The 8,580-nt window shown below is 64.3% G+C and carries 8 protein-coding genes; 2 read left to right on the forward strand and 6 right to left on the reverse strand.

All coding sequences use genetic code 11. The features are described 5' to 3' along the window. Nucleotides 1-21: 21 nt before the first annotated feature. From OP497_RS16405 to OP497_RS16425, 5 genes are all read right to left on the reverse strand, one after another. Nucleotides 22-726 (reverse strand): ABC transporter ATP-binding protein, encoded by a 705-nt coding sequence (locus OP497_RS16405; RefSeq protein WP_280550374.1) that lies wholly within the window; start codon nucleotides 724-726, stop codon nucleotides 22-24. A gap of 88 nt (nucleotides 727-814) precedes the next feature. Beyond that, a complete protein-coding gene (locus tag OP497_RS16410; protein ID WP_280550375.1) occupies nucleotides 815-1,582 on the reverse strand; it encodes an ABC transporter ATP-binding protein in 768 nt (255 codons plus the stop codon). A 229-nt stretch (nucleotides 1,583-1,811) separates the two neighbouring features. Further along, nucleotides 1,812-2,129 carry a hypothetical protein gene (locus OP497_RS16415; protein ID WP_280550376.1) on the reverse strand — a complete coding sequence of 106 codons (318 nt, stop codon included), beginning with the start codon at nucleotides 2,127-2,129 and terminating at the stop codon, nucleotides 1,812-1,814. Nucleotides 2,130-2,257: 128 nt separating this feature from the next. Further along, nucleotides 2,258-4,108, reverse strand: a complete 1,851-nt coding sequence (gene typA, locus OP497_RS16420) for a translational GTPase TypA (RefSeq protein ID WP_280550377.1) — start codon at nucleotides 4,106-4,108, stop codon at nucleotides 2,258-2,260. Between the two features lie 232 nt (nucleotides 4,109-4,340). Further along, nucleotides 4,341-5,537, reverse strand: coding sequence for an MFS transporter (locus tag OP497_RS16425; protein ID WP_280550378.1), 1,197 nt, complete (start codon nucleotides 5,535-5,537; stop codon nucleotides 4,341-4,343). A 126-nt stretch (nucleotides 5,538-5,663) separates the two neighbouring features. Here OP497_RS16425 and OP497_RS16430 point away from each other — a divergent pair, with 126 nt between their 5' ends. After that, nucleotides 5,664-5,945 carry a metal-sensing transcriptional repressor gene (locus tag OP497_RS16430; protein WP_280550380.1) on the forward strand — a complete coding sequence of 94 codons (282 nt, stop codon included), beginning with the start codon at nucleotides 5,664-5,666 and terminating at the stop codon, nucleotides 5,943-5,945. Between the two features lie 70 nt (nucleotides 5,946-6,015). Here the strand turns inward: OP497_RS16430 and OP497_RS16435 are convergent, their stop codons facing one another. Then, a complete protein-coding gene (locus OP497_RS16435) occupies nucleotides 6,016-6,555 on the reverse strand; it encodes a glycosyltransferase (RefSeq protein WP_280550381.1) in 540 nt (179 codons plus the stop codon). A 556-nt stretch (nucleotides 6,556-7,111) separates the two neighbouring features. On the opposite strand from OP497_RS16435, the gene glnA reads away from it, so the two are divergent. Then, nucleotides 7,112-8,518, forward strand: coding sequence for a glutamate--ammonia ligase (gene glnA, locus OP497_RS16440; RefSeq protein ID WP_280550383.1), 1,407 nt, complete (start codon nucleotides 7,112-7,114; stop codon nucleotides 8,516-8,518). The last annotated feature ends 62 nt before the right edge of the window (nucleotides 8,519-8,580 follow it).

An 8,580-nucleotide genomic window follows, 5' to 3' on the forward strand; every position in this document is an offset into this window, starting at 1 on the left:
CTCCAGTACAGGCTCCGGGGGCTAGCCACCGAGGAAGCTCTTGGCGACTTCCGGGTCGGCCAGCAGGGCGGCGCCGGTATCGGTGAAACGGTTCTGGCCGGCGGCCAGCACGAAGCCTCGGTCGGCGATGGCCAGGGCTTGCTTGGCGTTCTGCTCGACCATCAGGATGCCCACGCCGGCCGAATTGACCAACTTCACATGCTCGAAGATCTCGTTCATGTAGAGCGGCGAGAGGCCGGCGGTGGGCTCGTCGAGCAGCAGCAGGCTGGGCTCGGCCATCAGCGCCCGGCCCATGGCCACCATCTGGCGCTGGCCCCCGGAGAGCTCGCCAGCGGGCTGGTGCCGCTTGTCATGGAGTGGCGGGAAGAAGTCGTAGACTTGCTTGAGCATGCGCTTGACGTTGCCGGGCTTGAGGAAGGCGCCCATCTCCAGGTTCTCCTTCACCGTGAGGCTCGGGAAGACGTTCTTCTCCTGGGGGACGAAGCCCATGCCCTTCTGCACCAGCTTGTTGGGCGGCAGGTTGTGGATCGGCTCGCCACGCAGCAGGATCTCGCCCTGGTTGACATGGAGCAGGCCGAAGATGGCCTTGAGCATGGTGGACTTGCCGGCGCCGTTGGGGCCGACGATCACGCCGATCTCGTTGGCCTCGATGGCCATGTCCACCCCGTTGAGGATGTTCATGCCGCCGTAGCCACCGTACACGTCGCGTGCGTCGAGTAATGGCATTGTCAGACGTTCTCTGGGTGCGTTCTCGTTGTTGGAAAGCGCTGGAATGCGCTGGCCGGGTGCCTGCCCTCGGGCGGCGGCTCTCCCGTCAGGACGCGGCGCCGAAGTAGGCCTCGATGACCTGGGGGTTGTTCTGGATCTCCTCGATGCTGCCCTCGACCATCACGCTGCCTTGGGCGAGCACGATCACCGGGTCGCAGAGCCGGGCGATCATGTCCATGTCGTGTTCGATGACCAGGAAGGTGAAGCCCATCTCGCGATTGAGCCGCTCGATGTTGGTCACCAGGTCGCCGAGCAGGGTGCGGTTGACCCCGGCGGCGATCTCGTCGAGCAGCACCACCCGGGCGTCGGTCATCATGGTGCGGCCGAGTTCCAGCAGCTTCTTCTGGCCGCCGGAGAGGTTGCCCGCCAGCTCGTTGCGCACATGGTGCAGGCCGATGAAGTCGATCACCTCCAGGGCGCGGCGACGCACCTCGGTTTCCTGCATCGTCACCAGGGAGGGCTTGAACCAGGCATTGAAGAGGGTCTCGCCGGCCTGGGCCGGCGGCACCATCATCAGGTTCTCCAGCGCCGTCATCTGCGAGAACTCGTGGGCGATCTGGAAGGTGCGCAGCAGCCCCTTGTGGAACAGCTCGTTGGCGGGGCGGTTGGTGATGTCCTCGCCGTCGAGCAGGACCCGGCCGCTGTCCAGCGGCAGGGCCCCGGCGATGATGTTGAACAGCGTCGACTTGCCGGCGCCGTTGGGGCCGATCAGGCCGGTGATCGAGCCCTGCTCCACCTGGATCGAGCAGTCATTGATGACCCTGAGGCCACCGAAGGCCTTGTGGACGTGCTGGACGTCGATGATGGCTGCCATGTCAGGTTCCGTCGGTTGTTATTCTACAACGTGTGGATGCCGAGGCCGACGCCGGTCAACAGGAAGATGCCCTTGTGGGTCCAGACGTTGTGCGTGCTCTTGGAGATCCAGGGTTGTCTTGATGGCCTTGTGGGCCTGTCTCGCCAACTTTGCGGCACAAGCCCCCTTCCTGGCTAGTCGACTTGCGTTTAGGGGCCGTTGGCGGCGGGGATGGTATCCGCGCGCGGGATCATTCCTGGTCTTCCTCCGGGTGGCTGGGCTCGGGCTCCAGGGCGCGGCAGGCATCCGGCAGGCGCACGGTATCGCCGAGCGCGAGCTTGCCGTGGGACTTCATGCGCCGGCCGTTGTCGGCGGCGATCAGCGCCGCCACCTCGCCGATGCTGGTGCCGTCGACCCAGGCCTCGACTTTCACCCGGACGATGGTGCCCTGGTAGCGGCCCGAGAGGATGTCGCCGGGACGCGGCTCGACGAGCTGCTCGGGATGGCTGGCGTAATGCGCCAGCACGCTGTCGCGGCCGGGGTCGTCCCACTCCACGTGCTTGTGCATGTCGGCTCTCCTTCGGGGGTGGACTTCCAGCCTCCAGCATAGCCGCCGATGCAGTGAACGACAGCCTGCCGCGGGCACAAACGAGAGAGCCCGCCGGGGGCGGGCTCTGACAGGCTGCGCAGCGAACGTTACTTCTTGCTGGCGCGCTTACGCTCGTTCTCGGTGAGGTGCTTCTTGCGCAGGCGAATGTGAGACGGCGTGATCTCGACGAGCTCGTCGTCGTCGAGAAACTCGATGGCCTGTTCCAGCGAGAAATTCACCGGCGGGGTCAGCACGATGTTCTCGTCGTTGCCCGTGGAGCGCATATTGTCGAGCTTCTTGCCCTTGGTGGGATTGACCACCATGTCGTTGGCACGGTTGTTGATGCCGATCAGCATGCCTTCATAGACCTCGGTGGCATGGTCGATGATCAGCTTGCCACGCTCCTGAAGGGCGAACAGCGCATAGGCCAGGGCCTTACCGCCGACCATCGAGACCAGCACGCCGTTGCGACGCTCGACCGCCGCGTCGGGCTTGAGCGGCCCGTAGTGATCGAAGCGGCTGGTGAGGATGCCGGTGCCGGAGGTCAGGGTCAGGAACTGGCCACGAAAGCCGATCAGTCCGCGGGCGGGGATGATGAAGTCCAGGCGCACGCGGCCCTTGCCGTCGGGGTTCATGTTGGAGAGCTCGCCCTTGCGATAGCCGAGCTCTTCCATGATGGCGCCCTGGTGCTGCTCCTCGCAGTCGATGATCACTTCCTCGTACGGCTCCTGCTTGACGCCGTCGATTTCGCGGATGATCACCTCGGGGCGGCCCACGGCCAGCTCGAAGCCTTCGCGGCGCATGCTCTCGATCAGCACCGAGAGGTGCAGCTCGCCGCGCCCGGACACCTTGAACTTCTCCGGCGTTTCGCCCTGCTCGACACGCAGCGCGACGTTGTGGATCAGCTCCTGCTCCAGGCGCTCCTTGATGTTGCGGCTGGTGACGAACTTGCCGTCCTTGCCGGCGAACGGCGAGTCGTTGACCTGGAAGCTCATCGAGACGGTCGGCTCATCCACCGACAGCGGCGGCAGCGCCTCGACGTGGGCGGTGTCGCAGATCGTGTCGGAGATCGCCAGGTTGTCGATGCCGGTGATGCAGATGATGTCGCCGGCGGTGGCCTCGTCGGTCTGCACGCGCTCCAGGCCCATGTGGGTCATCACCTGGCCGATCTTGCCCTTGCGGACGTTGCCTTCCTTGCTGATGATGCTGACCTGCTGGTTGGGCTTCACCGAGCCGCGGCTGATACGCCCCAAGCCGATGACGCCCACGTAGCTGGAGTAATCGAGGGCCGAGATCTGCATCTGGAAGGGGCCGTCGAGCTCGACCTTGGGTGGCTCGACGATATCGACGATGGACTGGAACATGGGGGTCATGTCCTCGGCCAGCTCATCGGGATCCGGCCCGGCGACGCCGTTGAGTGCCGAACAGTAGATGATCGGGAAGTCGAGCTGCTCGTCGCTGGCGCCGAGGTTGTCGAAGAGATCGAAGATCTGGTCGATGACCCAGTCGGGGCGGGCGCCGGGGCGGTCGATCTTGTTGACTACCACGATGGGCTTGAGGCCCTTGTCGAAGGCCTTCTGGGTGACGAAGCGTGTCTGCGGCATGGGGCCGTCGACGGCGTCGACCAGCAGCAGCACGGAGTCGACCATCGACATGACGCGCTCGACCTCGCCGCCGAAGTCGGCGTGTCCGGGCGTGTCGACGATGTTGATGTGGTAGTACTCGCCACCCGGGGCCTGCCAGCGGATCGCCGTGTTCTTGGCCAGGATGGTGATGCCGCGTTCCTTCTCCTGGTCATTGGAGTCCATGATGCGCTCCTGCCCCTCGGCCTTGCGGTCCAGGGTGCCGGACTGGCTGAGGAGCTTGTCGACCAGGGTGGTCTTGCCATGGTCGACGTGAGCGATGATGGCGATGTTCCTGAGAGCGTCTATATTTGAAGGACTTACGGTCGTGCTCATAGGATATGACTCGCTGATATGTACGCACCTATGTACACGTTTTGGAAAGTACCCTAGGCGCGGGGCAGGGATGTAGGGCGCGCATTGTACAGACTACCGGCGCCTAGGAGTAGCACGTTCAGTCGCTTCCCCAAGGCAATCGCATGAACAGAATAGTTCTCATCGGGGTAAAGGGTGAAATGCGCTTTCGGCCTGGTGGGAGCCCTTCTCTCCTTCGTGTGCGACGGCCTGCTCAGGTGCGTGCCGTTGTGGGTTCCGTCGGCCATAGCCGGCTGGCAGCCAGGGTGGCGATCAAGGCCACCGCTGCCAGTGCCGCGAACGCCGCCATCATGCCCATCGAGCTCCCCAGCCAGCCGGCCAGCGGATAGGCGATCAGCCAGCAGGCGTGGGAGAGCGAGAACTGCGCGGCGAACAGTGCCGGACGCTCTTCCGCCTGGCAGGACTGCTTGAGCAGCCGCCCGGTGGGGGTCATCACCATCGAGGCGCCGGACCCCAGCACGAACCACAGCAGCAGCAGGGTGATGAAACCGGGCTCCAGCAGCCCACCGAACAGGCTGAGACTCATGAACACGCCACCGGTCAGCATCACCTGCCGCTGATCGAGTCGCTCGAGCAGGGCGGGTAGCGAGAGTGCTACGACCATGGAGCCGCCCCCGGCTGCCGCGAAGGCGATTGCCACGCTGGTCTCGCTCATGCCGAGCAGATGGCGCACGTAGACGACGGTGTTGACGATCTGCATGGCGCCAGCTGCGGCCACGGCCATGTTGAGGGCCAGCAAGCCCCGCAGGCGTGGGGCGCGCAGGTAGATGCTCATGCCGTGCGTCACCTTGGACCAGACGCCACTCACAAGCGGCTCAGGGTGCGGTGAAGGGAGAGCCACGCTGACGACCAGCGCGGCAGAAAGCAGGAAAGCCACGGCGTTCAGGACGAATAGCGCGTCGAAGGACATCACCACCAGCAGCAGCGCGGCGAAAAGCGGGCTGAGCAGGTTTTCCAGGTCATACGCGAGCCGAGACAGCGACAGCGCTCGCGTGTAGCGCCGTTCGTCCTCGAAGATGTCGGGAATGGTGGCCTGGAAGACCGGTGTGAAACCCGCCGAGCAGGCGTTGAGCAGAAAGATCAGGAGGTAGATCTGCCACACCTCGGTGACGAATGGCAGGCTGACCACTACCGCACAGCGCAGCACGTCAAGGGTAACCAGCAGCGTGCGGCGCGGCAGCCGTGACGCATAGGCACCTGCCACCGGGGCGATGCCCACGTAAGCGACCATCTTGATGGCGAGTGCCGTGCCCAACACCTCGCCGGCACGCTCTCCCGCCAGCTCGCTGGCCAGCAGCGCCAGGCCAACGGTGGTGAGGCCGGTGCCGATCAAGGCGATCACCTGGGCGGTAAACAGGTGCCGATAACGTTTGTCGCGAAAGAGCTCCATGCGTGCTCCCGGTCGGAATCTTTGATGGCAAGCCGCTAACCATATGGGAAGATCGGATCCTTTGACCCTATCCCCCCGGGGGGGATAGGGTCAAAGGCGAGAGGCTCAAGACAACGAGGACATTTGATGCAGGACACGCCACATCGACATCAAAGCCATGACGACGTCGTCAAGCGGCTTAAGCGGGTAGATGGCCACCTGCGTCGGGTCATTGCCATGATGGAAGAGGGTCGGCCCTGCGTGGATCTGGCGCAGCAGTTACATGCCGTCGAGAAGGCGGTGTGCCAGGCCAAGCGCACCCTGATCCAGGATCACCTGGACCATTGCCTGGATGATTCCGTGGCGGCGATCGCCCAGGGTCAGTCGGTCTCGCTCGATGAGTTCAAGCAGATCACCAAGTACCTGTGATCGGAGGAGGTGAACGCGTCGCTGGTCGGTTCAGCAGGAGGTGACGTTGCAGCGGTGAGTCGTCCCCGGCTCACGCCACGATGGCGCTGATCCTGGCCTGACAGGCACGCAAGCGCTCGATCAGGTCGGGCAGGGCGTCGGCGTCGAGTGCCGGATCGCAGCCACCGATGCGCTCGAACCAGGCCCGCGAGACACAGAGGGTGTCCGCGGGTGTCCGGTGGCGCAAGCGTTGCCAGAGCTGCACCAGCCGGCCGCTGCGCGAGGTGGTCAACACCACGGCATCCCGGCTGTGCTGCTCGATGTCCGCCAGCGCCTTGACGAGCCAGCCGACGGGGATGGCGCGCCCTCGGGCCGGGAATAGCAGCGCCTGTCCCTGGCTGTGGGCCACGGCCGTGTTGAGGCGATCCCCCAGCGGGGTCCCCTCGGTGGTCACCAGGCGCGCGTCATGTCCGCTCGCCAGGCGCTGCAGGCGCGGGTCCTCGGTGTCGTCGGCCAGCACCACTTCCAGGCGCAGGTCGGGCCGTTGACGGAGCGGCCTCAGGGCCGCCAGGCGGCGGGGCAGGCCGGCACCCGCGGAGCGGGCATCGAGGAGGATGCTGCAGACGATCATGCTCGTGCCGGCTCCAGTGAAAAGTCACGCGATCGGACTGACATGGCGCCATCTCCGGAACCCGCGCCTTACCTCGGCCGGCGCCGCCATGTAAGTGAGTGTAGTTTTTGGTTGTGAAGCGTATCAATGAGGCGCCGGACTGATATTTCTGTGCGCGAACCATGACCTATCCGGCCGCCTCGGCATGAGGCGCGCCATCAGCGGGCAAGGGGGGGGGCAGAATGTTTCAATGTGGTGCGTTAGAGGATCTTTGTGCACCTTTATGGTGCAAAGAGGTGTGCGAGGCCCCGGATTTCCGCGTCGAGCTGCAGATGCTGGTACATGGACTGTCCGGGATCGAGGTGCGAAAATCGATAAAAATCAGAATGATATGAGGCAGGTGGAATGAAGCGGTGCAAGATTGGCACGCTGCCTGCATTGCTATGGGCAGTGCCATGTTCGTGCATGGCTTCCGTGGGCAGCACTGCCGCGGCATGTTACAACACGTGCTGGTATTGCCAGCGCCATTGCATTACATCAGCCAACATTTCGAGCCTAGCTCACAGCGGAGGACACCATGTCTGCCAAGACTCTCGCCCTGATTGAAGAACACGACGTGAAGTGGGTCGATCTGCGTTTTACCGACACCCGCGGCAAGGAACAGCACGTCACCATCCCGGCCCGTGACGTCGACGAGGAGTTTTTCGAGAATGGCCAGATGTTCGATGGTTCCTCCATCTCTGGCTGGAAGGGCATCAACGAGTCGGACATGATTCTGCGCCCGGAGGATGGCACTGCCTTCCTCGACCCCTTCACCGAGGACGCCACCCTGGTGCTGCGCTGCGACATCATCGAGCCGGCCACCATGCAGGGCTATGAGCGTGACCCGCGCTCCATCGCCAAGCGTGCCGAGGCCTACCTGCAGTCTTCCGGCCTGGGTGATACCGCCTTCTTCGGTCCAGAGCCCGAGTTCTTCATCTTCGACGAGGTGCACTGGAAGTCCGACATCGAGGGCTCCATGTACAAGATCACCTCCGAGGAGGGCGCCTGGTCCACCGACCGTTCTGTCGAAGGCGGCAACCTGGCCCACCGTCCGCGGGTCAAGGGCGGCTACTTCCCGGTCCCGCCGGTGGACAGCTTCCACGACATGCGCGGTGCCATGTGCAACACCCTGGAAGTCATCGGCCAGTCCGTCGAGGTGCATCACCACGAGGTGGCCAACGCTGGCCAGAACGAGATCGGTGTGAAGTTCAACACCCTCGTGAAGAAGGCCGACGAGGTCCAGGAGATGAAGTACGTGATCCACAACGTGGCTCACGCCTACGGCAAGACCGCCACCTTCATGCCCAAGCCGCTGGTCGGCGACAACGGCAGCGGCATGCACGTCCACCAGTCCTTCTGGAAGGACGGCGTCAACCAGTTCGCCGGTGACGAGTACGCGGGCCTCTCCGAGATGGCGCTCTACTACATCGGCGGCATCATCAAGCACGCCCGTGCCCTGAACGCCTTCACCAACGCCTCCACCAACTCCTACAAGCGCCTGGTGCCGGGCTTCGAGGCGCCGGTGATGCTGGCCTACAGCGCCCGCAACCGCTCCGCGTCGCTGCGCATTCCCTACACCGCGAGCCCCAAGGGCAAGCGCGTCGAGACCCGCTTCCCGGACCCGACCGCCAACCCCTACCTGGCCTTCTCAGCGATGCTGATGGCCGGCATCGACGGCATCAAGAACAAGATCCATCCCGGCGACCCCATGGACAAGAACCTCTACGACCTGCCGCCGGAAGAGGGCAAGGCCGTGCCGACCGTGGCCCACAGCCTCGACCAGGCCCTGGAGGCGCTGGACGCCGATCGCGCCTTCCTCACCGAGGGCGGCGTGTTCACCGACGAGATGATCGATGCCTACATCGAGCTGCTCAGCGAAGACGTGGAGCGCATCCGCATGACCACGCACCCGATCGAGTTCGACATGTACTACAGCTGCTGATCGCCGGCGGCACGACCTACCACTACCACAGCCTGGCGAAGGCAGCCGACGCGCTGGGCAAT

Source organism: Halomonas sp. 11-S5 (assembly GCF_029889825.1).
Lineage (GTDB): Bacteria > Pseudomonadota > Gammaproteobacteria > Pseudomonadales > Halomonadaceae > Halomonas.

What these genes read in the sequence shown, in the direction of transcription:
- OP497_RS16405 (WP_280550374.1), bottom strand. Translation starts at nt 726, where the DNA reads ATGCCATTACTCGACGCACGCGACGTGTACGGTGGCTACGGCGGCATG.
- OP497_RS16410 (WP_280550375.1), bottom strand. Translation starts at nt 1,582, where the DNA reads ATGGCAGCCATCATCGACGTCCAGCACGTCCACAAGGCCTTCGGTGGC.
- OP497_RS16415 (WP_280550376.1), bottom strand. Translation starts at nt 2,129, where the DNA reads ATGCACAAGCACGTGGAGTGGGACGACCCCGGCCGCGACAGCGTGCTG.
- typA (WP_280550377.1), bottom strand. Translation starts at nt 4,108, where the DNA reads ATGAGCACGACCGTAAGTCCTTCAAATATAGACGCTCTCAGGAACATC.
- OP497_RS16425 (WP_280550378.1), bottom strand. Translation starts at nt 5,537, where the DNA reads ATGGAGCTCTTTCGCGACAAACGTTATCGGCACCTGTTTACCGCCCAG.
- OP497_RS16430 (WP_280550380.1), top strand. Translation starts at nt 5,664, where the DNA reads ATGCAGGACACGCCACATCGACATCAAAGCCATGACGACGTCGTCAAG.
- OP497_RS16435 (WP_280550381.1), bottom strand. Translation starts at nt 6,555, where the DNA reads ATGATCGTCTGCAGCATCCTCCTCGATGCCCGCTCCGCGGGTGCCGGC.
- glnA (WP_280550383.1), top strand. Translation starts at nt 7,112, where the DNA reads ATGTCTGCCAAGACTCTCGCCCTGATTGAAGAACACGACGTGAAGTGG.